This is a genomic window from Xanthomonas sp. 4461, assembly GCF_024806475.1.
In the GTDB taxonomy this organism is placed as follows: domain Bacteria; phylum Pseudomonadota; class Gammaproteobacteria; order Xanthomonadales; family Xanthomonadaceae; genus Xanthomonas; species Xanthomonas arboricola_F.
In genome coordinates this window covers 1,520,482-1,545,670 of record NZ_JANTYV010000001.1, presented here as the reverse complement: position 1 = coordinate 1,545,670, position 25,189 = coordinate 1,520,482, and the positions used below count along the sequence as shown (strand labels likewise).

Below are 25,189 nucleotides of genomic sequence, written 5' to 3'. Positions count from 1 at the left end.
CGAACGGTGCCGGAATGCGCATGCACCACGCCTTGTACGCCGGCTGCCGTGTCCCGTGCGCACCCGCCCTGGAGCCGCTCGCCCACGTGATGTTGGCGGCTTCGTAGACCGGCGGTGGATGCCGGCGCGACACCGGACTCCCGCGCTTGCCGCGATCCTGGCGAGGCGGCCGATGTCCGTGGGCTTCAGGACGATCGGGGTGGAGACCCGTGCGACACTCCGGCCAGCCGACGCTGGCCGGTTAGCGCTCGACCATCGCCGCTGCCAACGCTTTGGCCCAGCTTATGCATAAGCTTCTTGCGAGGGTCAACACCACGCAGGAGGACGTATGCACGAGTCTTTCAAACAGGGCGCGCCGGCGGAATTGTGGCAGGCGTTGGTGCGCGAGGCGGGGCAGCGGATCGCACGTCCGCTGGACGAATCGCGCGAGCATTATCTGGTGTTCGTGTTGCTGCGCTTTCAGCGCGATGCGCATCTGTTGTCGCGCACCCAGGCGCTGGCGTGGCTGCATGCGCAGGATCAGATCGGCAGCGTGCGGGCCGATGCGTTACGCGATGTCGGCGATGGCTGCCTGCTGATTGCCGGGCTATTCCCCGGCGTGGCGCAGCGCCGTCGCCTCAGTGTTGACTACTTCATCGACCTGGGGCGCGGCGCGTATTCGGAGGTAGCCGACACGCGCTGCAGCGATGCGAGCTTGTTCGCACAGCTGGCCGACAGCTATCGCGAGTTGGTCCGCATCCTGGCTGCATTGCGCCCGCCCCGCGAGTGGCAGCCTGGGGCGGGTGGGATCTTGCAGGCCTGAGAGCGGCTAAAGCGGCTGTGCAGCAGCCAGGCCCGTGCGGCCGGTGCCCGGTGCGGCATCGCCGCTCGTGTACTCAGACGATGAGCGCGCCGCGTCCGCGTCTACCTGACGCGGCGCGTGCGATGTGTTGCCAGCCGGCCTGAACAATGAGCCTCGGCAGGGGCCGTCCCGACACGCGTCGGGCCCGTCCCGACTGCCATCGCCTGCGTCTGCGCGCACACTAGCCCTGCAGGCAGATCCGCTGGGTGAGTGCCATTACCCGACGATCAGGACCTGCATTGTTGATCGTCGCAGCGTCGGTGCACTGCGGCGCATCGCGCGCGCAGCATGGGGGACATGCTGCGCGTCGCAACCATCCAGAGGGACGTGGATTCATGAAGACGTGTATCGCGGCAGTGCTGTTGGCACTGCCTGGGCTTGCTGTTGCACAAGACCTGCCGCCGGGCTACGCCGGTCAGGGCGGAATGACGCTGCAGGAGATCGACCCTGCCATCTATGCGTATCACTACGACCACGGTTTCGTGGGCGAAGATGCGATGGGCTGGGATCCTGCATTGCAGTTCGCCTGGTCGCGCATCGCCGCTGCCGAGGTTTGCGCACAGCAACCGCCATCGGATGCACTGATCGCCAAGCTGGTGGAGCAGTACGGCAAGGATGCCGTGGTGCACCAGACAAACGGTATCGGATTCCATGCGGCGCAGATGCGTGCCGCCGGCACGTTCTGTACCCCGACGCGTCATGCAGAAGCAGTCGCGGTACTGCCTGCGTTTGCGGGTGGCGACTTTTCTACTGCAACCGCGTATGCCGCCGCTGCCGAGGCGGGGACGGTGGTGGTGGCAGCACAGGATCAGCCTACGGCCATCGGTGGTGGGGATGCAGCGACTGCGCCATCGCTCTCTGCGGACTGGGCGTTGATGCTGCCGCTACAGCCGCGCATGATCGTCGCAGCCAATGGTCAGCCTGCCGGCGATGAAATGTTGCACGTGATCCGGCGAGGTCATACCGGCGCGGTCATCGCGGGGCAGGTCGCTGGAAATGTAATTACCGGTGTCCTGCTGGGCAGGATGGGCGGATTCACCTTCGACAAACGCCAGTTGAAGGGCGAGGAGATCGAAAGCATCGGCAACCCGGGGTATGCGCTACAGCGCGATGCGATCAACATGCAGTTGAAGCGCTACTTCACCGCCAAGCCCGGCGCGATGCCGATCGATGCTTTTCCATTGCAGGTGCTCATGTCCGAATGGCGGCTGGTCTACCAGAGCCTGAGCGACGAAAACTCCCCGTACGAGCTGCGCTATCAGGTCAGCATAGGTGGTGAATCAAGCGGGTTCCTGAAACGCAAGGCCAGTCCGTACAGCCTGTCGTGCCAGCCTGCCCTGCGCACCGCGTCGCTGGAAGAATGGCAAGCAAACGATTACGCGATGGTCAAAGAAGCTGCGCAGGCCTATAGCGACGAATGTGCCGCAAAGCTGGCCGAGCAGTTGCCGCAGTGGTTCCCGGACAGGGCAACGGTTACTGCCTCCAACTGATTGCCGGATCGGGCGCGGTCGGGCATCCGACCGCTTTGGCGATCTGTAAAAATCGTTATCAGCGCATCCTGAAACCAGAACGGGCACTGCTCCATCGAGCAGTGCCCGTTCCGTATTGCGGATTGGGAATGCATCAGCCGACTTGGCGTGCCTGGCTGCGTTGCAGTTCTTGCTGATCCTGGACCTGCGTTTGCGACTGCGCGTCCTGCCGTACGGCATTGCTGCTTTGCTCCAATGGGCGTTCTGCAGCGCCTGCCTTGTCCGTATAGATCCGCTGGTGCGCCGGGTCGTTTGTCTGACCCTGTACAGCGAACAATCCGGTGCCGTCCTTGCTCAGTATCACCGCGTCAATGCGCTGCAGACCGCTGACCTTTGCTTCGAACGCCAATGAAGCCGCTGCATTCTCCAACGCGCGACGGTCGGCGAACGAATTCGGGCCCAGCTGTTCCAGCTTGCTCACGGCCTGGTTGTACAGCGGATTATCGGGATTGGTTTTTTCCGACAGCAACGGCGTCTTCTCGGCTTGCTTCAGTGCCTTGAGCGTATCGCCGCCGACGACGCCATCATCCTGCAGTCCGTGCGCACGCTGAAAGGCCTTGACCGCCTCACCCGTCCGCTGGCCATAGGCGCCGTCGGAGTTGAGTTCGTTGCCCTTTGCGTCCCTGTAGCCCAACTGCTGCAAGGTCTGCTGCACCTTCAGAACTTCAGCGCCATGCGCCTTTTCGCGCAGCACGCCGGATGTTTGTACCGCATCCTGCGCATGCGCGGGTTTGTGCGCGTCGCTGTCGTGAGATTGTTGCTTGCTCTGGTTGCGGTCCTGCAGCAAGTCGCGCGCTTCGGAAAGCGGGTCGCTGGCATAGAGCTTGACGCCCTTGGCGTGCTTGCGTTCAAGGTAGGTATCCAGCGAGCTGAGCTCGACGCCCTCACCGCCCCGCGATTGGCTGATCTTGAGCTCGCCATCCTTGGGGTCGCGCACCACCATGGTGATGTGGTCGATGCCCTTGTAGCGCCCTTTGTCCCACCCCAGTGACCCATTGTCCTCGCCGATGATCATGCCTTCTTTGAGGTTCTGGGCAGCGACGTCCTTGCCTTGGATCAGGACGCCGGAGCGTTGTTCGGCCTTGCGTAGCAATTCGGATGCACTATCGAAACCAGGGCTGAACTTTTCGTCCTTGGTGAAGATGACCTTGCCGGCGCCCTCGTTGATTTCACCCATGGTCGCATTCTGCATCTCGACCACCCAGCCAGAACAATCGACCCTCCCTTTGTCTGGATCCTTCGCGCCCATGCCGTACTTGACGTGGTCGTATTTGTTGGTGAGGTCATAGGCGGCGTGGAGCGCGATGCCATGCGCTGCAGCTTTCTCCGGCTGTGCGGCTGCGGACTGCGATGGTGCGGTTTGCGACGGTGCCTGCTGCTGCGTGGCCGAAATGGGCTCAATGCCTTTTTCAGGGATACGGATGCGGTCCATCTTCGTATCCCAGTACTGCACGAACGTCTGTGCCATGTCCTTGTCCGACATGCGCTGGAACGTCGCCGAATCCACACCTGTCAGAGACTTCAGTTCTTTCTCGCCAACATTGTTGAGGATGTTGGCGCGAGTGCTCTCAAGCCCGAAAGATCCTGTGGCGATCGCGGTCTGAAGAGAGCGGTAACCGCTTGCGCCTTGCTGATGGGCCATGTACATGTCCAGACCATCAGGCGTCGGTTTGCCCGACAGGTAAGGCCGGCCATCGCGTTCGTGCCGGTCAACCAGGCTGGTCCGATTATCCAGGTACAGCCGCGCTGCCGCGTCGGTGTTGACCACTGCATCCAACTCGCGTCCAGCGATGCCGTATTGTGCAGCGGTCGGAGGAGTGAACTGAAATAGCCCCTTGGCACCACCGGCTCCGCGGCTGGCCAACTCGTCAAAGGCACCGCCGGTCTCTACGTGGGCAAACCGCAGGAAGTCATCGCGCGGGATATTTCGCTCGGCTGCTTCGCGTTCGATGATGTCGAGCACTTGGGCTCGTGAGTAATTCGTTGGCATCGCTCAAGGTCCTTGATTGAGTGCTGCAGCCCAGTGGCTGCAGCGGTACGCCGCCCGAACCAATTCCTTTGGTCCTGTATTAAGGGGTCGGCAAATACGATTTCTGGGCCGCATCGTACCGGTATACGACCGTTTCGTCACCCCCGCTCGTCGGCGAGTCTGCAGAAACGGTCACCCGCAGCGCGGGCAGACCAGGCTGCTTAACAAACGCAAGCGTACTGGTGTTTTTGATACAGGGAATCTTCCCAGGCGCATCCTCGCCACAATTTGCACTGTTGTCCTGCCCGGCCGGGATGTTGCCGATATACGTCCAATGTTTGCCGTTGACGTCATCGGTTTCCTTCGGATTGAACACGAATGCGTCGTAGGAAAGGATCCGTACGCCCGACTGCAGGCTCCACGTCGGTACGGCCAGGACCAGCCGGCTGTCGTCGGTGACGAGGGTCTGTGGCTTACGTGTCGTATCGACGGTGTTGCCTTTTTCCATTCCACCGAATTCGCCGATGTACGGCTCTGCGCCAAGCAGCTTCCATGGCGACTTGCTGCCAGGTTCGCTAGTGATGAAGGTGGCATGTGCCAAGGTCACCTTCGTGCCCGGAGCGGGATAGTGGTTCTCGCGCTCTGTGCCGAAGAGCTCGGGCGTTTCCCAGGCGAAGCCGGTGTAATAACGCGTGCCGCTGAGTTCGAATTGAAAGCCGTACCAGTAATTGATCCAGCTGCCATTGGCGACTTCATAGGACGTTGCGCCGTCGCCATCGATGTTGCTGATGAAGTACAGCACGCTGTCCGGGCGGGGCGGCTGGAGCTGTTGGGTTGAACCCTGGGTTGCGTCCTGCATGGGAGAAGCGTCCTTGTCTGAAGGTTTGGGGGTGGCGCTGGCCGCGGCGCTGGTTGTCTTCGGAGGTGTGGCGTCCGTTGCAGCCGGCTTGCAGGCGGCGAGCATCGCTAGCGCAAGGATCAGTGGAATCTTCCTGACGAGCATTGGGGTGCATCCGTTGCGGAGGGCGGCGAAAGTCTACTCCAGCGCGGCGATGTGTCCAGTCGTCGCGCCCAGCCTTGCGCGGCCGGGTTGCCTGCTGCGCGTGGGGCTTCCGACTCAGCGGACGGATGGGGGGGCAAAGTCTGCACCCCATCCGTTGCATCACCCCGTCCACTGAAACTTCAGGCGTGCCGGGTGGCCTGTGTGCTTACGCCAGCGGCGTATTGGAAATGATCTCCACCCAATAGCCATCCGGGTCCTTGATGAAGGCCAGGTGCTTCATGCGGCCGTCTTCCAGGCGTTTTTGGTACGCCACGCCGAGGCTGTCGAAGCGTGCGCAGGCGGCGTGGATATCCGGTACCGAGACGCAGATATGGCCGAAGCCGCGTGGGTCGCTGTTGCCGTCGTGGTAGACCGGGCCGTCCTGGGTTTCGGTGCCGTGGTTATGGGTGAGTTCCAGCACGCCGGGGATGCCGGCCATCCACAGACGGCGCGCTGCGTCGTCGTCTGGAATCGCGGTGTCTTGCGGCAGCAATGCGAGAAAGTACAGGCTGAACTCGGCCTCGGCGAAGTGACGCGCATCCAGCAGGCGGAAGCCGAGCACACGCGTGTAGAAATCCAGCGAGCGCTGCGCATCCTTGATGCGCAGCATGGTGTGGTTGAACACGAAACCGCTGGTTTCGGCAGGCGCGGTGCTGGCGCCGGGAACGTGATTCAGATCGGTCAAAGGCATGTCGGTTTCCTTGTAAAACGTCTTGGGGTGACAGGTCGGCGCTGTGGTGGATGCCGATGTTAGCCAGGCAATGGTGGTCGGCGTGTCTGCATCGCGCGCGTCGGTGCCCTGGGCGCCGCGCGCTGGGCGGTCATCGGTTCATGTCTGCGTTTGCGTGCATGTCTGCCGTGCGCATGGGGACGAGCTGCCGCACCCATGCGCAGTGCTGCGGCCAGTTCAAAACCAGATGCGCACGCCGACGACGAAGCGGCTGTCGCGCGCCGGTTCGTCGTCCATCGTGGCGCGCCGGGCACGGTCGCCGAAGCTGCGGTGATGCACCCAGCCGATATAGGGCGCAAACCGGCGCGTCATTTCGTAGCGGAGTCGCACGCCTGCTTCGAGCTGCTCCAGGCCGCTGTCGATGCCGCGTTGCCTATCCTCGCTCAGTGCGATGTCTGCTTCCACGCGTGGCTGCAGGATCAGGCGGTTGGTCAGCAGGACGTCGTATTCGCCCTCCAGTCGCAGGGCCGCGCGACCGCCGCTGCCAATGAAGAGGGTGGCCTCGGTTTCGAACTTGTACGGTGCCAGGCCTTGTACGCCGAACGCCGCCCAACTGCGATGGTCGGTGCCGATGTCCTGACGCACGCCCACCAATACATCCCACCAAGGCGAGATGGCATGGCCGTAGAACGCTTCGACCGACGCGTCTTGTGTGTGCCCCTGCTGTCGCTCGCCTTCGCTGCGTAGCCACACGCGGTCGATATCGCCACCGATCCACGCGCGCGCTTCCCATTGCCGGCCGCTGCCGCGATCGGTGTCGAAGGCTTCCAGGCGATCGAGCAGCACGTACCGGTTGACTCCCGTCCCATGCATCGCGTGACTGTGCAGCGGTGCGAAGGCTGCGGCGATGTCCTCAGCAGTCGGCTCTGGAATCGGCTCGCGTGGCAGTGCAGCGCTATGTGGGGAGGCATGCGTTTGCATCGGCATCTTGGCTGGTGCGTCGCCATGCATCCGGGAATGGTCCATGGGAGTGTGCTCCATCGGCGCCTGCTGCGCAGGACCTGCGGTCATGGATGCGTGATCCATCGCCGGGTGATCCATCGAGCCATGGTCCATGCCCGCGTGCGACATGTGGTCATGATCTGCAGACGGTCTGACTGCGGACTCCTGCGTCTGAGCACGCTGCAACACCGGTGCATCGCTGGGTGCCATAGATTCTGTGGCGTCATGATGAGAATGCTCGGTAAGCGGTGGCGTCTGGTCGGCGTGCTGCATGTGCGCGTTCGCCACCTCCATGGCAGCCATGGTGTCCTGTGCAGTGGCCGGCGCCGCATCCGACGCTGCCGCCTTTGGCAAATCGGCATCGCCAGCGTCGGACGTCATCTGCATCGCATGCGCATCGTGCGCTGCGGTGCTGCCCGCCGCATCCACGTACTCCTGCGCAGCTAACGACGCACTCAACATCCACATGCTCACCAACAGTGGGCGTAGGCGTAACGCGCTCATGCCTCCACCCGCACTTCGCGCATCATGCCCGCTTCCATGTGGTACAGCAGGTGACAGTGGTAGGCCCAACGGCCGAGCGCATCCGCACGCACGCGATAGGTACGGCGCGTACCGGGCGGCATGTCGATGGTGTGCTTGCGCACCTGGAAATTGCCGTCGGCGTCTTCCAGGTCGCTCCACATGCCGTGCAGATGGATGGGGTGCTGCATCATGGTGTCGTTGACCAGCACGATGCGTAGCCGCTCGCCGTAGCGCAGCCGCAGTGGGTCGGCCGAGGCGAAGGCGATGCCGTCGAAGGACCATGCAAATTTTTCCATGTGGCCGGTCAGGTGCAGCTCGATCTCGCGACCGGGCTCGCGGCCATCCGGGTCATCGAACAGGCTATGCAGATCGCCGTAGCGCAGCACGCGGCGGCCGTTGTCGCGCAGGCCTACGCCGGGGTCGTCCAGACGTGGCGCGGTGGCATTGCTGCGCATGTCGATCAAGGGATTGCCATCCTCGCTGGCGGGGTGATGCGGTGTCTTGTCCGATGCGCTGTCGTGCGCATGCTGGACTGGCATCGGCATCGGCATCGGCATCGCATGCGCCGCATGCGGGTCGCTTTGCGTCGTGTCGTCACCGTGCATGGCGTGATCGGCATGCGCCATGCCATCGCCATGTCCCATGTCCTGCATGGTGAGGATCGCGCGCGGATCCAGCGCGGGAATCGGCGGCCGCAGGCCATGGCGTACGGCCAGCGTGCCGCAGGCGAATCCGGTGCGGCCCATGTCCTGCGCAAACAAGGTAAACGCATCCTGGCCGATGGGCTCGACGAGCACATCGAAGGTTTCTGCCGCGGCAATCCGTAGTTCGTCCACGCTGACCGGATGCACGTACTGGCCGTCGGCGGCGACAACGGTCATGCGCAGGCCGGGGATGCGGATGTCGAAGTAGGTCATCGACGAGCCGTTGATGAAACGCAGCAACACCTTTTCGCCGGGAGTGAACAAGCCGGTCCAGTTGCCGGCCGGCGCCACCCCGTTCAGCAGGTAGGTGTAGGTGTTGGCGTTGACGTCCGACAGGTCGGTGGGCGTCATGCGCATGCGGCCCCACATGCCACGGTCGGCCAGTGTCGCGCGCAGGCCGTCTTCGCGCGCATCGCGCAGGAAGTCGCCCACGGTGCGCTGTGCGTAGTTGTCGTGGCTGGGCATCTGTTTCAGGCGGCGGAACAGCGCCGCCGGGTCGAGATCGGTCCAGTCCGACAACAGCACCACATGTTCGCGATCGTGGCGGTACGGCGGCGGTGTCAGCGGATCGATGACGATGGCGCCATACAGGCCGGCCTGCTCCTGGAACATCGAATGGCTGTGGTACCAGTAGGTGCCGGATTGGCGCAGCGCAAAGCGGTAGTGATACTCCTGACCTGGCGCGATGCCATCGAAGCTCATGCCGGGCACGCCGTCCATGTTGGCCGGCAGCAGCAGGCCGTGCCAGTGCACCGAGGTGGGCTGGTCGGTCAGCGCGTTATGCACGCGCACGCTCACCGTATCGCCCTCGCGCCAGCGCAGCGTGGGCGCAGGCAGGCTCTGGTTGACGGTGATGGCAGGGCGCGTGCGCCCGGTGAAATTGACCGGCAGGCGGCCGATCTGCAGCGACTGGCTGCTGCCGCGCAGGACCGGCGTGCTCACCGCGCCGGCTGCACGCGCGTCGGCACGCCACAGCCCGGCACCGGCGGCAAGACCGCCCAGGGCCAGGCCCTGCACGAAACGGCGCCGGCTGATGGCAGGCGGGGAGGTTGGATCGAACACAGGGGAATCGGAAGACATGTCATCTCCGGCGCGTCTGCAACAGCAGGCAGACGCAGCGCATCGCTGGAAAATCCCGCGTCCAGGGACGCGGGGCGAAGCATGCATGGGAGGGGCCGATAGGCACGGCGCGCGAGCGTCAGGCCAGGCATGCGGTGCGCCTGCTGCCCGGGCGCGTGCAGTGACCGCCGATGCCGCGCATCGGCGACGCGCGTCTGGGCAAGCGCGTCGTGCCGTGTCGGCCGTTAGCCGATGGGAGGTCGAACCGGTTGCTCGTGTGTCGGGTTGCCGCGGCCTGCGTCCAGGGCGGCAGGCACCGCGAAATGACCGAGCATCCCCGCCGGAACCGCGGGCAGGGTCAGCAAGGCCAGGCTGCAGTGTTGCAGGCAGTCGCAGCTGCCCAGCTTGCAGCAGTCGCTGGCGTGCGCGTGTCTGGTCGTGTCGGGCAACGGCGCCGCATCAGCCGCTGGCATGGCGTCATGGCACGGCATCGGGGCCGCCACGTGCGCCTGCATGGCGTGCGTGACCGTCTGCGGCATGGCCACTTCCGGCATCGCCATGCCCACCGACGCCCACGCGCCGGTGGCCGTATTGGCGACCAGGCACAGGCACAGCAGCAGGCGGAGCAGGCAAGGCAGCACGGGCGGTCGGGGCTGATGGATGACGCTGCGAGCATACCACCGGCCCGCAACCGTCCGCCCGCTGACCGCCGGCGCCGGCTGTGCGCCTGGCGGCGGTAGAATTGACGCCTCTTTCGCTTCACGCCCGTGCCCATGTCGCAGCGCCAGTGGGTGGCCGCCGCCATCCAGAAGATCGAGGCCGATTTCAATCGTTCGGCCGACACCCATCTGATCCCGATGGATCTGCCGGGCTATCCAGGCATCGACCTGTACTTCAAGGACGAGTCCAGCCACCCCACCGGCAGCCTCAAGCACCGGCTGGCGCGCTCGCTGTTTCTCTATGCGCTGACCAACGGCTGGCTGCGTGCCGGGCGGCCGGTGATCGAGGCCTCCAGTGGCTCGACCGCCATTTCCGAGGCCTATTTCGCGCGGCTGCTGGGGGTGCCCTTCATCGCGGTGATGCCCGCCTCGACCTCGCCGGAGAAGATCGCCGCGATTCAATTCCAGGGCGGCCGCTGCCATCTGGTGGAACGTGCCTGCGACCTGGACAGCGCCTCGCACCAGCTCGCGCGCGAGACCGGCGGGCACTTCATGGACCAGTTCACCTACGCCGAGCGCGCCACCGACTGGCGCGCCAACAACAACATCGCCGAATCGATCTTCAAGCAGCTGGCCGAAGAGCCCCACCCCATCCCCGACTGGATCGTCTGCAGCCCCGGCACCGGCGGCACCAGCGCCACATTGGGGCGCTATGTGCGCTATCGCCGGCATCACACCCGCATCCTGTGCGTGGACCCGGAAGTGTCGGTGTTCTTCGACGGTTATTGCCGTGCGGTGGACGGGCAGTGCCCCAAGGAGCTGGCGATCACTGGCGGCTCGCGCATCGAAGGCATCGGCCGGCCGCGGGTGGAATCGAGCTTCATTGCCAGCTGCGTCGATGAAATGATCAAGGTGCCCGACGCCTTGAGCCTGGCGGCGATGCGCCACGTCAGCGCCACGCTGGGCCGTCGCGTGGGCGGCTCCACCGGCACCAACTTCATCGGCGTACTGCACGCCGCGCAGCGGATGCGCGAGGAGGGCCGGCAGGGCTCCATCGTCACCATCCTGTGCGATGCAGGCGAGCGCTACGCGCACAGTTACTACAACCCGGGCTGGTACGCGGAGCGGGCGATCGATGTCACCGACAGCGATGCGGCCATTGCCGAGGCGGTCAACGGCGGCGCATTGCCGCAGCTGCCTTGTGCTGCGCTGCGTTGATCGCCATATCGGGAGCGTGCTGACGCGCTGGGCGTCGGCACCTGTCACCAGACATCTTCGTCATCCCTGATTCAGTCCACCGCCGGAGCGCTCCATGACCAATCCGCTGCTCGATCTGTCCGGACTGCCGTCCTTCGATGCCATCCGCCCTGCGCATGTAGGCCCGGCGATCGACCAACTGCTGGCCGCGGCAGAAGCGGCAGTGAAGGCGGCCGAACAGGTCAGCCCGGTGCGCTGGGACAGTTTCGTGTTGCCGCTGGACGATGCCACCGAGCGGTTGTGGCGCGCATGGGGCCAGGTCGGCCATCTGCAGGCGGTAATGAACACGCCCGAGCTGCGCGAGGCCTACAACAGCAATCTGCCCAAGGTGAGCCGCTTCGGCAGCGCGCTGGGCCAGAACCTGGCCTTGTACGCGCAATACAAGGCGCTGGCGCAATCGCCTGAAGCGGCCGAGTACGATCAGGCGCGCCGCAAGGTGCTGGACAATGCGCTGCGCGATTTCCGTCTCGGCGGCGCCGAGCTGGACGACGAGGCCAAGGCGCGCTTTGCGCAGATCCAGGAAGAGCTGTCCGCGTTGGCAGCCAGGTTTTCGCAGAACGTGCTCGACGCTACCGACGCATGGTCGTACGTGACCGAAGACCAGGCGCAGTTGTCAGGCCTGCCGGCCGAGGTGATCGCCGCCGCACGCGCTGCGGCTGAAAAAGACGGCGTACCGGGCTGGAAGTTCACCTTGCAGATGCCGTGCTATCTGCCGGTGCAAAGCGATGCCGACAGCCGCGAACTGCGCGCGCTGCTGTATCGCGCCAACGCCGAGCGCGCCTCCGAGTTCGGCGATCCTGCGCTGGACAACAGCGCCAATATCGATCGCATTCTCGCCCTGCGCGCCGAGCTGGCGCAGCTGCTTGGATTTGCAAGTTACGCCGACTACTCGGTCGCCACCAAGATGGCGCAAAGTCCCGCTGAAGTGATGGGGTTCCTGCGCGACCTGGCCGTGCGTGCCAGGCCGTATGCGCAACGCGACCGTGCCGAACTCGAAGCCTTCGCACGCGACGAACTTGGCCTGGATGAACTGCAGGCCTGGGACCTGGCCTACGTCAGCGAAAAGCTCAAGCAGGCGCGCTACAGCTTTTCCGAGCAGGAGGTGAAGCAGTATTTCACCGAGCACAAGGTGCTGGCTGGCCTGTTCGATGTCATCCACAGCCTGTACGGACTGAGCGTCAAGCCGGACAGCGCGCCGGTGTGGCATCCGGACGTGCGTTTTTTCCGGCTGGAAGATGCGCAGGGCGCGTTGGTCGGCCAGTTCTATCTGGATCTGTACGCGCGCGAAGGCAAGCGCGGTGGCGCGTGGATGGACGATTGCCGCAACCGCCGCGAGACCGCCAATGGGACGCAGACGCCGCTGGTGTATCTGGTGTGCAACTTCGGCCGCGGCAGTGGCGATGCACCGGCCACCTTCCGGCACGGCGAGGTCACCACGCTGTTCCATGAAATGGGCCACGGCCTGCATCAGTTGCTCACCCGCATCGGCGAGTTGGGTGTGGCCGGCATCAACGGCGTGGAATGGGACGCGGTGGAACTGCCGAGCCAGTTCATGGAGAACTTCTGCTGGGAATGGGAGCGCGTGCAGGCGATGACCGCGCACGTGCAGACCGGCGAGCCGCTGCCGCGCAACCTGTTCGACCGGCTGCTGGCTGCGCGTAATTTCCAGAGCGGCATGTTCACCGTGCGCCAGCTGGAGTTCGCCTTGTTCGACATGCAGCTGCACAGCAGCTTCGACCCGGTGCAGGACAGCGTGCTGCAGCTGATCGAGCGCGTGCGTGACGAGGTCGCCGTCAATCGCCCGCCGGCGTGGAATCGCTTCCCGCATCAGTTCAGCCATATTTTCGCGGGCGGCTACGCAGCCGGCTATTACAGCTACAAATGGGCTGAAGTGCTTAGTGCCGATGCCTACGCCGCGTTCGAAGAGGCGCCGGAGCAGGTCGCTGACACGGGGGAACGTTTTCGCCATGAAGTGTTGTCGCGCGGTGGCAGCCGCAGTGCGGCCGACAACTTCCGTGCCTTCCGTGGGCGTGCGCCGAGCATCGACGCATTGCTGCGGCACAACGGCATGGCGGGCTGATGGTGCCGATTGGGTCCTCGTCACCGGCCACCGGTCGCTACGGAGTTCGCATTGCATTGAGGTGAGCTGTCTTATAACCGCGACGTGGCGCCCCTTCGCGAGGCGCCGCATGCAGTGGAACAGGGCACAGGGAGCGCGCAATGCAGCGACGTTTGTCATGGAGTGCGCTATGGCTGATGGCCGTGGCCATGCCGGTTTGGGCGCAGCATGCCGGCCACGCCAACGGCCTGGCTGGCCTGCGCGCCGGGCCTGCTGAAGAGTACCGGCGCGTGGGAGAAGTTCAGCCCGGCACTGCGCTTCAGGTCTATGGTTGTCTCGACCGCGGCACCTGGTGCGACGTGCGTTCTCCGGAGGCGCGTGGTTGGCTTCCTGCGACCTCGATCGTGCTCAATCACGGTGCCCTGACTCGCGTGGTGCCGAAAGTGAAGTTCGCGCTGGACGCCTACTGGGACACGCACTATCGCGGCCGCGAATGGACGGTCGAGAGCGAGCGTACGTTCTGGCGCGATCACACGCCGGGAGACGCGCTGCCACTGGAGCTCCTGGCACCTGGCGAGGGCGTGCCGGCGGACGGAGTGCAGTCCATGGCAAGACGTGCCAAGCGGCAGACACGTGCAGAGAACGAGCGCACCGAACGCGAGCGTGCCGTGATCGATCGGGCTGCGCTGAATCGGCTGGACCGTGATGCACGGGACGAAAGGATCAACAGGTGCGAACGCTCAGGAGGCCAGGACAGTGCCGTGCAGAGTTGTATCTCTCAGGCACGCAGCGACTACGACGGAGCGGTTCGGCAACGGTGCGCAGGCTCACAGAGTCAGGACGGCGGCTCACAGAGTTGTATCGACCAGGCAAGCATCGACTACGAGCAATCGGTTCGGGAACGGAAAATGCGCGACCAGCAAGATCGCTAGCCGGCCGTTCGTCGGACAAGGTCTGGCGTGCACCTGGCAGGGCATTGCGGTTGGCGCCTTGTGGCGGTATCAACTATGCAAATCCGGGCTTGCCGCGCCTGGCCAACGGCATCGGCCGATGGCATGCAAGACACGGCAGTCACTGGGTGATCGGCGCGTTTCTGTCATCGCCGCAACCGGTGCCACCGCAGCGTGATCGCGGCGGTGGCAGCAGCCATCACACCCGCCCGAACACCAACGTGCCGTTGGTGCCGCCAAAGCCGAAGCTGTTGGACATCACCGTGTTCAAGCTTGCCTCCTGCGTCTGCCGCAGGATCGGGAAGCCCTCCGCACGTGGGTCGAGTTCGTCGATATGTGCAGAGCCGGCCATGAACCCGTCGCGCAACATCAGCAGGCTGTAGATCGCCTCGTGCACGCTGGCTGCGCCCAGCGAATGGCCCGACAGCGCCTTGGTCGAGGACAACGGCGGCACGTTGTCGCCGAACACCTCGCGCACCGCGCCCAGTTCGGTGACATCGCCCAGCGGCGTGGAGGTGCCGTGGGTGTTGAGGTAGTCGACCGGCTGGCTGAGGCCTTGCATGGCCATGTGCATGCAGCGCACCGCACCTTCGCCGCTGGGCGCCACCATGTCGGCACCATCGGAGGTCACGCCATAGCCGAGCAATTCGGCATGGATGCGTGCGCCGCGCGCGATGGCGTGGTCGTAGTCTTCCATCACCAGCATGCCGCCGCCGCTGCCGATGACAAAGCCATCGCGCTGCGCATCGTAGGGGCGCGAGGCCACTGCCGGGCGATCGTTGAAGCCGGTGGACAGCGCGCCCATCGCATCGAACATCACGCTCATGGTCCAGTGCAGTTCTTCGCCGCCGCCGGCGAACATCACATCCTGCGCGCCGTGCCGGATCAGATCCGCGGCCGCGCCGATGCAGTGCGCCGACGTCGCACAGGCGGCCGACAGCGAATAGCTCAAGCCGCGGATCTTGAACGCAGTGGCCAGCGACGCGGAGACCGCCGAACACATCGTGCGCGGCACCATGTACGGGCCCACCTTGCGCACGCCACGGTTGCGCAGCAAGTCGGCGGTTTCCACCTGCCATTGACTGGACCCGCCACCGGAGCCGGCGATCACGCCGGTCCGCAGGCTACTGACCTGCTCGGCATCCAGCCCGGCATCGGCAATCGCATCGCGCATGGCCAGATACGCGTACGCGGAGGCGTCGCCCATGAAGCGTTTGAGCTTGCGGTCGATCAACGCCTCCAGATCCAGCGTCACCGCGCCGCCCACCTGGCTGCGCAGACCGGCCTCGGCGTGATCGGGCAATGCAGTGATGCCGGAGCGGCTCTCACGCAATGCGGTGGAGACGGTGTCCAGATCGTTGCCCAGACACGAATTGATGCCCATTCCGGTGACGACGACACGACGCATCAGAAGTTCTCCGTCGAAGTGAACATGCCCACGCGCAGATCCTTGGCGGTGTAGATCTCGCGCCCGTCCACCAGCATGCGTGCGTCGCTCTGCGCCATCACCAGCTTGCGGTTGATCACGCGGCTGACATCGATCTCGTAGCTCACCAGGCTGGCGCTCGGCAATACCTGGCCGGTGAATTTGACCTCGCCGCAGCCCAGCGCGCGTCCGCGACCGGGTGCGCCGATCCAGGTCAGGAAAAAGCCGGTCAGCTGCCACATCGCATCCAGCCCCAGGCAGCCGGGCATCACCGGGTCGCCGATGAAGTGGCAACCGAAGAACCACAGGTCCGGGCGGACATCGAGTTCTGCGCGGATCACGCCCTTGCCATGCGCGCCGCCGCTGTCGTTGATCTCGGTGATGCGGTCGAACATCAGCATCGGGTCGTTCGGCAGCCGGCCGCTGTCGGGTCCGAACAATTCCCCCCGCGCGCTGGCCAGCAATTGGTCGCGCGAATACGCATTTTGACGAGTCATCACAAACGTGTCCTGCAAGGAGCGAATGGCGAAGCCGGCAAGGGTGCATGAGCCGGCGCGGTTCAATCAAACGTTTTATCCGTACGCATGCGTGCTGTTTTCAGACGCTGCAAGGGTGCGGTGCACAATGTGGAGGCTCGGTAGCTCGCGCCTTCGCACGCCATCCGGTCATGGCCAACGGCCGGATGATGTGCAAAGGGGTGGTGGTCCGGAGCTGAAGGCAATGTCCATCGCTGGCGGCGGTCGCGCCCGTTTCGCGCCGCCTTGCCGTTGTTGCTGGATCATGGCGTGAGACGCGGCTGCCTTATCATGGCCGCATCCTGAGTGGAGAGATGCCAGCTTGATGCGCAAGATCGTGCACGTGGACATGGATGCGTTCTACGCGTCCGTGGAGCAACGTGACGATCCCGGCCTGCGCGGCAAGCCGGTGGTGGTGGCCTGGCGCGGTGCGCGTTCGGTGGTCTGCGCCGCCTCCTACGAGGCACGTACTTTCGGCATTCGCTCGGCGATGCCGGCGCTGCGCGCCGAGCGGCTCTGCCCGGATGCGGTCTTCGTGCCGCCGGATTTTGCGCGCTACAAGGCGGTGTCGCGACAGGTGCGCGAGATCTTCCATCGCCACACTGATCTGGTCGAGCCGTTGTCGCTGGACGAAGCCTATCTGGATGTCACCCAAGCCAAGACCGGCATGCAGCTGGCCACCGAGATCGCGCAGCTGATCCGCACCCAGATCCGCGACGAAACCCGGCTCACTGCATCGGCCGGCATCGCGCCGAACAAGTTCCTGGCCAAGATCGCCTCCGACTGGCGCAAGCCAGATGGCCATTTCGTCATCGCACCAAGTCGCGTGGATGCATTCCTGCTGCCGCTCAAGGTCAATCGCATTCCCGGCGTGGGCAAGGTGATGGACGGCAAGCTGGCGGCGTTGGGCATCGTCACCGTGGCCGATCTGCGACTGCGTCCGCTGGAAGAATTGCAGGCGCATTTCGGCACCTTCGGACATAGCCTGTATCGCCGGGCGCGCGGCATCGACGAACGCCCGGTGGAGCCGGATCAGGAAGTGCAGTCGGTCTCCTCGGAGGACACCTTCAGCGAGGATCTGGCGCTCGATGCACTGGATCCGCACATCCTGCGCCTGGCCGAAAAGACCTGGCTTGCCACGCGGCGTACCGAACGGATCGGGCGCACGGTGGTGCTGAAGTTGAAGACCTCGCACTTTCGCATCCTGACCCGCTCCTACACGCCGGAGCAGCCGCCCGCTTCTTTGGACGCATTGGCGCAGATTGCATTGGCGCTGACCCGGCGCGTGGAACTGCCCGACGATACGCGCTATCGCCTGGTCGGCGTGGGGCTGAGCGGTTTCAGCGATGCCGACGAGGGCGCGGTGCAGGGAGAATTGTTCGGTGAGATGCCGCCGGCGCAATGAGCGCGGCCTCATGCCCGCGGTGCCGTCACTGCGGTTCTGAGCGCGCCGTCCACACCCACCAGATGGCTGCTCGCTACGTTGGGTGGGCCGCTCCTGGCCTGCTGCATGCAGCGATCGCTGCATCAGGCATCTCCACCGCGCACGCTGACGCGCTCTGAATCCGGCCGCTCGTACACTGCACGCCGCTCCCCCAACGAGGCGTCGTGCATGTTTCCGTATCCGCTGGTGATCTTCGACCTGGATGGCACGCTGGTGGACAGCGCACCCAATATCACCGAAGCGCTCAACGCCACCCTGCACGAACTCGGGTTGCAGCAGTTCAGCGAGGCGACGATCCGCGGCTGGATCGGCGAAGGCGTGCACGTGCTGCTCGCCACCGCCTTGCGCGAAGCCGGCGGTACCCATGACGCCGATACCGAGATGCCGGTAATGATGCGTCATTACGAAGCCTGCCTGCTGCATGACCCGCAGCTCTATTCCGGTGTCGGCGAGGCATTGACCGGGTTGCGCGAGGCCGGCGCTACGCTGGCGTTGTGCACCAACAAGCCATCGCGGTTTATCGCGCCGCTGCTGGAGCATCTGGGCATCGCATCGCAGTTCAGCAGCGTGCTCGGAGGCGATTCGCTGGCGCAGCGCAAACCCGATCCGGCACCGCTGCTGCACCTGGCCAGGCAATTCCGGCACACACCGCAGCAGTGCCTGATGGTCGGCGATTCGGCCACGGATGCGGCTGCCGCACACGCAGCGGCAATGCCCTTGGCGATGGTGCGCTACGGCTATCTGCGCGGCTTCGATGTGCAGAGCGCCGGCGCGGTGGCGGTCATGGACGACATGCGCGAGCTGCTTGCGTTGAAGTAAAACCCGCAAGCCGATCAGCACCCGTTGCATGCGGCCTCCATCATCGCTTGCAGCACCAACGCCGCCGTCGGTTCGCCGCGCTGGATGAACATCGCACGCACGTACACCGCACCGGCAGACCGCTGGAACGCGCACCGACCTGCAGACAGTGCACAACATGTTGCGACGAAGGTGCGCTGCTCTGGTCCCGCGAGAGCCGCATGCGGCTTCGCCGGCGCAGTCATTCTGTTTGAGAATGAATCGCATCTGTGTAGAATGCGCGGGTAATCCTGACTGCGTCAGCGCTTGGCAGGCGCATCGTGCGCCTGCTGCACGCAGCACTCCCCACGTATCACCTCAAGCCGTCGCCAGAGGTCCATCTCCTGTCGAGAGGTTTGAGAATGTCCGCATCACGCCGGTCATGGATGTCTGCGCCTGCGCGTCGTCCCATGTTGTCCCACCGCCAGCTAGTGTTGGCCATTGCGCTCGGCTGTGGCAGCTGCATTTGCAGCGCATCGGCCGAAGACGCCGCGGCCGATCCGCAATCGCTGGACACCGTGCACGTCACCGCCGCGCAAATCGCACGGCAAGCATTGGGTTCGTCGGTCATTACCGCCGAAGACATCGAACGACGCCCGCCGGTGAATGATCTGTCGCAACTGCTGCGCACTATGCCGGGCGTCAACCTCACCGGCAACAGTGCCTCCGGCCAGTACGGCAACAATCGCCAGATCGATCTGCGCGGCATGGGCCCGGAAAACACGCTGATTCTGGTCGATGGCAAACCGGTGGGATCGCGCGATGCGGTGCGCATGGGCCGCAGCGGCGAGCGCAATACGCGCGGCGACACCAACTGGGTGCCGGCCGAAGCGGTGGAGCGGATCGAAGTGCTGCGCGGCCCGGCCGCGGCGCGTTATGGCTCCGGTGCCTCCGGTGGCGTGGTCAACATCATCACCAAGAAGCCGACCGGCGATCTGACCGGCTCGATGAGCCTGTTCGGCCTGGTGCCGCAGCACAGTGCCGAAGGCGGCGGCCAGCGTGCCGGCTTCCAGCTCAGCGGGCCGCTGAGCGACACGTTCTCGTTCCGCCTCTACGGCAATCTCAACAAGACCGATCCGGATTCACTGGAGCTCAATCGCCGCTTTGCCAGCAGCGCCGCCGCGGTGCCGCCGGCCGGACGCGAGGGTGTGCGCAATAAGGACATCAACGGCCTGCTGCGCTGGGATCCGATGGAAGGCCAGGTGATCGAACTCGATACCGGTTTCAGCCGCCAGGGCAATCTGTACGCGGGCGATCGCGCGGTCAGCGCCGATGGCCTGGCCGGTGCCGATCTGGGTGCGTTGTTTGGCAGCGAAACCAACACGATGATCCGCCGCACCGCCTCGCTGACCCATCGCGGCACCTGGGCGCTCGGCACATCGCGCCTCACCGCCGCCTACGAAGGCACCGACAATACCCGCCTCAACGAAGGCCTGGCCGGCGGGCCGGAAGGCTCCATTGCCGCCAGCCTGCTCGATTCCACCGCCACGCTCGACAACCTCAACATCGACGGCGAGTTCAACATGCCGCTGCAGGCCTGGACCGAGCAGGTGCTGACGCTGGGCTTCGAACGCCGCCAGAGCCGCCTCAGCGATGCGTATTCGATGTCGCAGACGGTGAGCGCAGGCGGTGGTTTCCCCGGTCTTGCCAATGGCACGCGCAGCCCGCGAAGCGAGGCCACGCTCAGCGCGGTGTATCTGGAAGACAACATCTACGCCAGCGAGCGGCTGACGCTGACGCCAGGTGTGCGGCTGGATCACCACAGCCAGTTCGGCAACAACCTCAGCCCCAGCCTCAACGTGCAGTACAAACTCAGCGAAGACTGGTTGCTCAAGGGCGGCATCGCGCGCGCCTTCAAGGCACCCAACTTGTACCAGTCCAACGCCAATTATCTGTATTACACACGCGGCAATGGCTGCCCGGTGCTGTTCCCCAATCTTGGTTCGGGCTGCTATATCCAGGGCAACGACAACCTCGATCCGGAGACCAGCATCAACAAGGAGATCGGCATCGAGTGGGCACCGCAAACCGGTCACCACGCTTCGCTGACGTACTTCCACAACGCCTACGACGACAAGATCGTCGCCGGGATGGTGCCGGTCGGTGTCACTGTCGACCGGCGCGGGCAGGTATTCCAGTGGACCAACGCATCGGAAGCGATCGTGCAGGGCGTGGAAGGCAACCTCACCCTGCCGCTGCTGGGTGAGCAGGGCCGCGAGCTGAAGTGGAACACCAATGTCACCTACATGATCGAGAACAAGAACACCGCGACCGATCAGCCGCTGTCGGTGATTCCGGAATACACGGTCAACACCACGCTGGATTGGCAACCGACCCAGGCCTTGTCGCTGCTGCTCACCGGTACGTTCTATGGCAAACAGGAATCGGCCACGCAATCGAGTACCAGCGGCGGCGCCATCGCCCCCGACTCGCGCGACCCCTACGACCTGTGGGGCGTCAGTGCGCGTTACCGCATCACCCGCAAGGTCAGTGTGGGCCTCGGTGTGGACAATCTGTTCGACACCCGCCTGTTTCGCGAAGGCACCAACAACACCGGCGGTGCGGCAGGTGCGGCGACCTACAACGAGCCCGGCCGAGCGTATTGGGCGAGCCTGAGTTTCGGTTTCTGACAGCGATGCGGCGCTGCGTGAGAACGCGCGCGCCGCAACAGGAGAGTGCAATGACCCGACAGCAGCGTTGGCGGCTTGCGTGTGCCGGTGTGCTGATGTGGATCGTCGGCGCCGTGCCGGCGTTCGCGCAGCCGGACCTGAGCCGCACGATCGGCAGCACCGTCGCCGATCGCCCCAGTGCCTCCTATGGCTTCAGCGCATTGCGGCTGGACTCGGCCGATGCTCAACGCCATTACCGCGTGCGCATTGCCACACCCAAGGCTGCGCCGCCCGTTGCCGGTTATCCGGTGGTGTATCTGCTCGATGGCAACGCGGCATTGATGGAACTGGATGAGCGTTTGCTCGACAGCCTCTCGACTGACGGCGATGCGCCGGTGCTGGTGTTCATCGCCGACGACAGCGCGTTGCGCATCGATGCGGTGGGGCGCAGCCTGGACTACACGCCTGCGCGTTTTACCGATGGCCGTGTCGAAACCGACCCGCTGAACCCTGAGCGCAGGACTGGTGGCGCTGACGCATTCGCGCAACTGATCGCCGCACGCATTCGCCCGCAGGTGCAGGCTCATGTGTCGGTGGATTCTCGGCGGCAGACGCTATGGGGCCATTCGTATGGCGGGCTGTTCGTGCTGCAGGTGTTGCTGACGCAGCCGCAGCTGTTTCAGCACTACGTGGCAGTCGATCCATCGCTGTGGTGGGGCGATGGCTTCATCGTCCAGCAGGCGCAGCGCGTGGTCGATAACGCACACGCAGCTTCTGCGAGCACGCAGCCAGACAAGCATCGCCTGACGCTGATGGCGGGCGAGGGCGGCACGCCGGCCAACGCTACAAAACCGGAGCGTCCCGGGCGGCCACAGTCAGATCCACATGCGGCACAGAATCTGGTCGCGCTGTTGTCGTCGTTACCCGGCCTCAGCGCCGCGTATCAGCCGCTACCAGGCCTCAGCCATGGTCAGACGCTGGGCGCATCGCTTGCGCCGACGTTACGAGACGCAGCGGCGCGTTGACGAAGCCAGATCAGGCAAGCGATCGAAATACATCGATCTAGAACGCAACAAGCACGCTGGTGCTGGTCGCCGCGCCAGCGTCATGCGCGCACGGCTGCGGCAACCCGGCGCAAACATTCAATCCTCGCGCGTTTGGCTCAAGTCCGCGGCGTCATCGTCTGCTTCGCCCATGTCGCCATGCGTATCGTCGTTGTCTGCCCGCGCGTAGTGCACGGTTTCCACCGGCCCGGCGACCGCGCGGCCGCGCACAGGCAACAGCGCGCTGGCCGCCTCGTATTCGGCCAGCAAGGCATGCCGGCGCGCTTCGGGCACGTCCTGCCAGTGGCAGTCGGTCAAGGCGCCTTCCAGCGAGTACAGCAGGTTGAGGCTGGGCTTGAAGCCGGCCCGGCGCACCTTGACGAATGCGCCCACCGCGCCCACCGCCTGCAGATCCTGCTGCGTGCGCAGGCCGACCTGGCGCAGCCACGCCGCACTTTTCGGGCCGATGTTGCGCAGCCGTTCGGTGGTCACGTCAGCGCGCCGACAAAAACCTGCGCGATGGCTTCCAGGCCGCGCTGGTCGTCCGCATCGAAGCGATTCAGCTCCGGGCTGTCCAAATCCAGCACGCCGATCAACGTATCGCCCTTGACCAGCGGGATCACCAGTTCCGAGCGCGACGCCGAATCGCAGGCGATATGCCCGGGAAACGCGTCCACGTCGGCAATACGCTGGCTTTGCCGGGTGCTGGCGGCCGCACCGCACACGCCCTTGTCCAGCGGAATGCGCACGCAGGCCGGCAAGCCCTGGAACGGCCCCACCACCAGCTCGCGGCCGTCGTAGAAATAGAAGCCGGCCCAGTTGAGCGACGGTAGCGAGTTGAAGATCAGTGCGGCCAGGTTGGCGGCATTGGCGATCCGGTCCGGCTCGCCGTGCACCAGGGCCTGGGCCTGGGCGGTGAGCTGGGCGTATTGTTCCGGCTTGCTGCCGGTCAGCGATGAGGTGGCGAACATGGCCGAAGTTTAGCAGCGGCCATCCGCAGCGGCATTGCGACTCAGCCGCGCGTCCGGATCCGCGCGTTATGCTGCGCGCCCTCTCGGCAATGGCGGCGCGGCCGCAGGATCGAACACATGCAGCATCCGGCGTTGTATGTCACCGGCACCGACACCGGCATCGGCAAGACCATGGGCAGCACCGCGCTGCTGCACGCGCTACGCGCACGCGGGCGCACCGCCGTGGGGATGAAGCCGGTCGCCAGTGGCTGCGAACAGACGCCCGATGGCTGGCGCAATGAAGACGCGCTGGCACTGCAGGCGGCCAGCGACCCGCAGCCGGACTACGCCACCCTCAACCCCTACGCCTTGCCCGCACCGCTGGCACCGGAGCTGGCTGCGGCCGATGTCGGCGTCACCCTGTCGCTGGACCCGATCGCCCGCGCCTTCGCGCAATTGCGTCGTCAGGCCGATGTGGTGGTGGTCGAAGGTGTCGGTGGCTGGGCCGCGCCGCTCAGCGCCGATCTGGACCAGGCCGATCTGGTCCGCGCGCTGCAATTGCCGGTGGTGCTGGTGGTCGGCGTGCGGCTGGGCTGCATCAACCACGCGCGCCTGACCGCCGCCGCCATCGCCGTCGACGGGCTGGAGTGCATCGGCTGGATCGCCAACGAGGTGGACCCGCAGATGGAGCGCGTCGAAGCGAACATCCAGATGCTGCATCAGCGGCTGGGGATGCCGTGCTGGGGGCGGATCCGTTGGCGCCCGGGCGCCGATGCCGCCAGCCAGGCGCAGGCGCTGCGGCTACCGATCTAGCCGCGCCGGCTGCAACCGCGCCAGTGCCGATCGCCGCGCGCAAGCCACGGCGACGGGCCGCCCGGCAAACGCACAATAAAAAAGCCCGACAGAGGGAGGGATCTGTCGGGCCGGATTGCACGGGGGGAGGGACCCATGCAAAGACGCTGAATTTTGGTGGCCGTTACTTGCGCCGTGTCTTGCCTGTTGCGCCGGCCTGTTCACTGCCGTTATCGAACTGCTGCTTGGCGAACTGCCCAAGCTCGCTGGACATCTTCAATCCCATCCCGACCACTTCCTGATTGGCCGAAGCCAGGCGTTCCAGGTTGTCGCGGGCCAGTTGCAGGCCCTTCGGCCAGAGCGTCTGGTAGGCACCCAGGTCGCGTGCCTGCGCAAACTCACCGAAGAACGTGGTGGTTGCGTTGACGTTCTGCTCCAGCGTGTCCAATGCCAACTGGTTGGCACGTGCTGCGGCAGAGGCGAACTGACTGGTGAAGCTGTTATCGAACTGCGCCGACATTGCGAACCCCTTGGGGAAAGCCGTGACCGTTTGTTGCGATGCAGCATACGCGGATATTGGTGCGATGCAACAAGTTTCCTGAAGTTTCCCCAAACTTTGTGCAAATCCATTTGAATTCAAGCGGTTGACGATGCGTCAGAAACGACGAAGCCGCCCAGTAGGCGGCTTCGGGGTAGATCATTGCGCACGCGATCAGCCGCGATAGCGGCAGCCGGAAGTGCAGGTTTCGTGCACCACGATCTCGCTCAACTGCGGCAGCGCCGGTTTGAGCTGCTGCCAGATCCAGATCGCCAGCCGCTCGCTGGTCGGGTTCTCCAGCCCCTCGATGTCATTGAGGTAGTGGTGGTCCAGGCGGTCGTAGATCGGTTGGAAGGCGGCCTTGATGTCGCCGAAATCCATGATCCAGCCGGTCTGGTCACCGGGTTCGCCGCTGACATGCAGCTCGACCCGGAACGAGTGCCCGTGCAGCCGGGCGCACTTGTGGCCGGGCGGCACATTGGGAAGCCGATGCGCGGCTTCGAGCGTAAAGACTTTGAAGATATCCATGGGCGCCATTGTAAGTGCTGCAGTGCTTCTCGGGCTGTGCCAATCGCAGCGAGACCGTGCATCTGCGTCCTCGCGAGGACACCAGCACCACCGGTTGGCCCGGATGCGCTCCAACGACGCGCGCGGCGTCTTGAGGTCCGACGCGCGGACGATCGCGTCTGTCCGGCGTCGTGTGTCACGGCACGTCATATCCCTATGCAGTTATGTAATTTTTGTTAATCAATCGCGCATGGCCCACTGC

22 protein-coding genes and 1 other RNA gene are annotated in these 25,189 nt (G+C 64.8%); 11 read left to right on the top strand and 12 right to left on the bottom strand.

What is annotated here, in order from left to right:
* Positions 1-328 precede the first annotated feature (328 nt).
* Positions 329-802 (top strand): hypothetical protein, encoded by a 474-nt coding sequence (locus FHY19_RS06585; RefSeq protein ID WP_259156611.1) that lies wholly within the window; start codon positions 329-331, stop codon positions 800-802.
* Between the two features lie 374 nt (positions 803-1,176).
* Complete coding sequence (locus FHY19_RS06580; protein WP_259163113.1) at positions 1,177-2,331, top strand: hypothetical protein; 1,155 nt, start codon at positions 1,177-1,179, stop codon at positions 2,329-2,331.
* A gap of 133 nt (positions 2,332-2,464) precedes the next feature.
* On the opposite strand, the gene FHY19_RS06575 is transcribed toward FHY19_RS06580, so the two are convergent.
* The 6 genes from FHY19_RS06575 to FHY19_RS06550 all read right to left on the bottom strand — a co-directional run bounded on the left by FHY19_RS06575 (position 2,465) and on the right by FHY19_RS06550 (position 9,982).
* Positions 2,465-4,333, bottom strand: a complete 1,869-nt coding sequence (locus FHY19_RS06575) for a peptidoglycan-binding protein (protein ID WP_259163112.1) — start codon at positions 4,331-4,333, stop codon at positions 2,465-2,467.
* Positions 4,334-4,439: 106 nt separating this feature from the next.
* Entirely contained in the window at positions 4,440-5,198 is a 759-nt protein-coding gene (locus FHY19_RS06570) for a hypothetical protein (RefSeq protein WP_259164079.1), read from the bottom strand.
* Positions 5,199-5,547: 349 nt separating this feature from the next.
* On the bottom strand, positions 5,548-6,072 hold the full coding sequence (gene gloA, locus FHY19_RS06565) for a lactoylglutathione lyase (RefSeq protein WP_259156606.1): 525 nt from the start codon (positions 6,070-6,072) through the stop codon (positions 5,548-5,550).
* Between the two features lie 216 nt (positions 6,073-6,288).
* Positions 6,289-7,557, bottom strand: a complete 1,269-nt coding sequence (locus FHY19_RS06560; protein WP_259163111.1) for a copper resistance protein B — start codon at positions 7,555-7,557, stop codon at positions 6,289-6,291.
* A complete protein-coding gene (locus FHY19_RS06555) occupies positions 7,554-9,362 on the bottom strand; it encodes a copper resistance system multicopper oxidase (protein ID WP_259163110.1) in 1,809 nt (602 codons plus the stop codon). Before FHY19_RS06555 ends, FHY19_RS06560 begins: the two co-directional genes overlap by 4 nt.
* A 224-nt stretch (positions 9,363-9,586) precedes the next feature.
* Positions 9,587-9,982, bottom strand: coding sequence for a CopL family metal-binding regulatory protein (locus FHY19_RS06550; protein WP_259163109.1), 396 nt, complete (start codon positions 9,980-9,982; stop codon positions 9,587-9,589).
* A gap of 132 nt (positions 9,983-10,114) precedes the next feature.
* Here FHY19_RS06550 and FHY19_RS06545 point away from each other — a divergent pair, with 132 nt between their 5' ends.
* The 3 genes from FHY19_RS06545 to FHY19_RS06535 all read left to right on the top strand — a co-directional run bounded on the left by FHY19_RS06545 (position 10,115) and on the right by FHY19_RS06535 (position 14,248).
* Positions 10,115-11,218 (top strand): PLP-dependent cysteine synthase family protein, encoded by a 1,104-nt coding sequence (locus tag FHY19_RS06545; RefSeq protein ID WP_259163108.1) that lies wholly within the window; start codon positions 10,115-10,117, stop codon positions 11,216-11,218.
* Between the two features lie 94 nt (positions 11,219-11,312).
* The gene (locus FHY19_RS06540) at positions 11,313-13,337 is read left to right on the top strand and encodes a M3 family metallopeptidase (RefSeq protein WP_259163107.1); all 2,025 of its coding nucleotides are present in this window, start codon (positions 11,313-11,315) and stop codon (positions 13,335-13,337) included.
* A gap of 140 nt (positions 13,338-13,477) precedes the next feature.
* Positions 13,478-14,248, top strand: a complete 771-nt coding sequence (locus tag FHY19_RS06535) for an SH3 domain-containing protein (RefSeq protein WP_259163106.1) — start codon at positions 13,478-13,480, stop codon at positions 14,246-14,248.
* A gap of 217 nt (positions 14,249-14,465) precedes the next feature.
* Here FHY19_RS06535 and fabB read toward each other — a convergent pair whose 3' ends face one another.
* A complete protein-coding gene (gene fabB, locus FHY19_RS06530) occupies positions 14,466-15,674 on the bottom strand; it encodes a beta-ketoacyl-ACP synthase I (protein WP_259163105.1) in 1,209 nt (402 codons plus the stop codon).
* The gene (gene fabA, locus FHY19_RS06525; RefSeq protein ID WP_259156593.1) at positions 15,674-16,189 is read right to left on the bottom strand and encodes a 3-hydroxyacyl-[acyl-carrier-protein] dehydratase FabA; all 516 of its coding nucleotides are present in this window, start codon (positions 16,187-16,189) and stop codon (positions 15,674-15,676) included. Before fabA ends, fabB begins: the two co-directional genes overlap by 1 nt.
* 343 nt (positions 16,190-16,532) lie before the next feature.
* Here fabA and dinB point away from each other — a divergent pair, with 343 nt between their 5' ends.
* The 5 genes from dinB (at position 16,533) to FHY19_RS06500 (ending at position 22,122) form a co-directional block, all read left to right on the top strand.
* Complete coding sequence (gene dinB, locus FHY19_RS06520) at positions 16,533-17,612, top strand: DNA polymerase IV (protein WP_259163104.1); 1,080 nt, start codon at positions 16,533-16,535, stop codon at positions 17,610-17,612.
* Between the two features lie 10 nt (positions 17,613-17,622).
* Positions 17,623-17,701, top strand: a non-coding RNA gene (locus FHY19_RS06515) — sX9 sRNA.
* Between the two features lie 118 nt (positions 17,702-17,819).
* The gene (gene gph / locus FHY19_RS06510) at positions 17,820-18,470 is read left to right on the top strand and encodes a phosphoglycolate phosphatase (RefSeq protein ID WP_259163103.1); all 651 of its coding nucleotides are present in this window, start codon (positions 17,820-17,822) and stop codon (positions 18,468-18,470) included.
* 404 nt (positions 18,471-18,874) lie between these two features.
* Complete coding sequence (locus tag FHY19_RS06505; RefSeq protein WP_259156589.1) at positions 18,875-21,118, top strand: TonB-dependent siderophore receptor; 2,244 nt, start codon at positions 18,875-18,877, stop codon at positions 21,116-21,118.
* 50 nt (positions 21,119-21,168) lie between these two features.
* Positions 21,169-22,122, top strand: coding sequence for an alpha/beta hydrolase-fold protein (locus FHY19_RS06500; RefSeq protein WP_259163102.1), 954 nt, complete (start codon positions 21,169-21,171; stop codon positions 22,120-22,122).
* Between the two features lie 117 nt (positions 22,123-22,239).
* On the opposite strand, the gene FHY19_RS06495 is transcribed toward FHY19_RS06500, so the two are convergent.
* Together FHY19_RS06495 and FHY19_RS06490 are read right to left on the bottom strand one after the other, a co-directional pair.
* Positions 22,240-22,632, bottom strand: a complete 393-nt coding sequence (locus FHY19_RS06495) for a TfoX/Sxy family protein (RefSeq protein WP_259156585.1) — start codon at positions 22,630-22,632, stop codon at positions 22,240-22,242.
* On the bottom strand, positions 22,629-23,111 hold the full coding sequence (locus FHY19_RS06490) for a GAF domain-containing protein (protein WP_259163101.1): 483 nt from the start codon (positions 23,109-23,111) through the stop codon (positions 22,629-22,631). Before FHY19_RS06490 ends, FHY19_RS06495 begins: the two co-directional genes overlap by 4 nt.
* Positions 23,112-23,228: 117 nt before the next feature.
* On the opposite strand from FHY19_RS06490, the gene bioD reads away from it, so the two are divergent.
* The gene (gene bioD, locus FHY19_RS06485; RefSeq protein ID WP_259163100.1) at positions 23,229-23,903 is read left to right on the top strand and encodes a dethiobiotin synthase; all 675 of its coding nucleotides are present in this window, start codon (positions 23,229-23,231) and stop codon (positions 23,901-23,903) included.
* Between the two features lie 163 nt (positions 23,904-24,066).
* Here bioD and FHY19_RS06480 read toward each other — a convergent pair whose 3' ends face one another.
* Positions 24,067-24,402, bottom strand: a complete 336-nt coding sequence (locus tag FHY19_RS06480) for a phasin family protein (protein WP_259156579.1) — start codon at positions 24,400-24,402, stop codon at positions 24,067-24,069.
* A 192-nt stretch (positions 24,403-24,594) separates the two neighbouring features.
* Positions 24,595-24,948 carry a 6-carboxytetrahydropterin synthase QueD gene (queD, locus tag FHY19_RS06475; RefSeq protein ID WP_259156577.1) on the bottom strand — a complete coding sequence of 118 codons (354 nt, stop codon included), beginning with the start codon at positions 24,946-24,948 and terminating at the stop codon, positions 24,595-24,597.
* Positions 24,949-25,189 lie beyond the last annotated feature (241 nt).

Bases quoted from the DNA above. Each gene is read 5' to 3' on its own strand.
- FHY19_RS06580 (WP_259163113.1), top strand. From the start codon at position 1,177: ATGAAGACGTGTATCGCGGCAGTGCTGTTGGCACTGCCTGGGCTTGCT.
- fabB (WP_259163105.1), bottom strand. From the start codon at position 15,674: ATGCGTCGTGTCGTCGTCACCGGAATGGGCATCAATTCGTGTCTGGGC.
- FHY19_RS06570 (WP_259164079.1), bottom strand. From the start codon at position 5,198: ATGCAGGACGCAACCCAGGGTTCAACCCAACAGCTCCAGCCGCCCCGC.
- FHY19_RS06545 (WP_259163108.1), top strand. From the start codon at position 10,115: ATGTCGCAGCGCCAGTGGGTGGCCGCCGCCATCCAGAAGATCGAGGCC.
- FHY19_RS06540 (WP_259163107.1), top strand. From the start codon at position 11,313: ATGACCAATCCGCTGCTCGATCTGTCCGGACTGCCGTCCTTCGATGCC.
- fabA (WP_259156593.1), bottom strand. From the start codon at position 16,189: ATGACTCGTCAAAATGCGTATTCGCGCGACCAATTGCTGGCCAGCGCG.
- FHY19_RS06560 (WP_259163111.1), bottom strand. From the start codon at position 7,557: ATGAGCGCGTTACGCCTACGCCCACTGTTGGTGAGCATGTGGATGTTG.
- gph (WP_259163103.1), top strand. From the start codon at position 17,820: ATGTTTCCGTATCCGCTGGTGATCTTCGACCTGGATGGCACGCTGGTG.
- FHY19_RS06505 (WP_259156589.1), top strand. From the start codon at position 18,875: ATGTCTGCGCCTGCGCGTCGTCCCATGTTGTCCCACCGCCAGCTAGTG.
- FHY19_RS06585 (WP_259156611.1), top strand. From the start codon at position 329: ATGCACGAGTCTTTCAAACAGGGCGCGCCGGCGGAATTGTGGCAGGCG.
- FHY19_RS06480 (WP_259156579.1), bottom strand. From the start codon at position 24,402: ATGTCGGCGCAGTTCGATAACAGCTTCACCAGTCAGTTCGCCTCTGCC.
- gloA (WP_259156606.1), bottom strand. From the start codon at position 6,072: ATGCCTTTGACCGATCTGAATCACGTTCCCGGCGCCAGCACCGCGCCT.
- dinB (WP_259163104.1), top strand. From the start codon at position 16,533: ATGCGCAAGATCGTGCACGTGGACATGGATGCGTTCTACGCGTCCGTG.
- FHY19_RS06535 (WP_259163106.1), top strand. From the start codon at position 13,478: ATGCAGCGACGTTTGTCATGGAGTGCGCTATGGCTGATGGCCGTGGCC.
- queD (WP_259156577.1), bottom strand. From the start codon at position 24,948: ATGGATATCTTCAAAGTCTTTACGCTCGAAGCCGCGCATCGGCTTCCC.
- FHY19_RS06555 (WP_259163110.1), bottom strand. From the start codon at position 9,362: ATGTCTTCCGATTCCCCTGTGTTCGATCCAACCTCCCCGCCTGCCATC.
- bioD (WP_259163100.1), top strand. From the start codon at position 23,229: ATGCAGCATCCGGCGTTGTATGTCACCGGCACCGACACCGGCATCGGC.
- FHY19_RS06490 (WP_259163101.1), bottom strand. From the start codon at position 23,111: ATGTTCGCCACCTCATCGCTGACCGGCAGCAAGCCGGAACAATACGCC.
- FHY19_RS06500 (WP_259163102.1), top strand. From the start codon at position 21,169: ATGACCCGACAGCAGCGTTGGCGGCTTGCGTGTGCCGGTGTGCTGATG.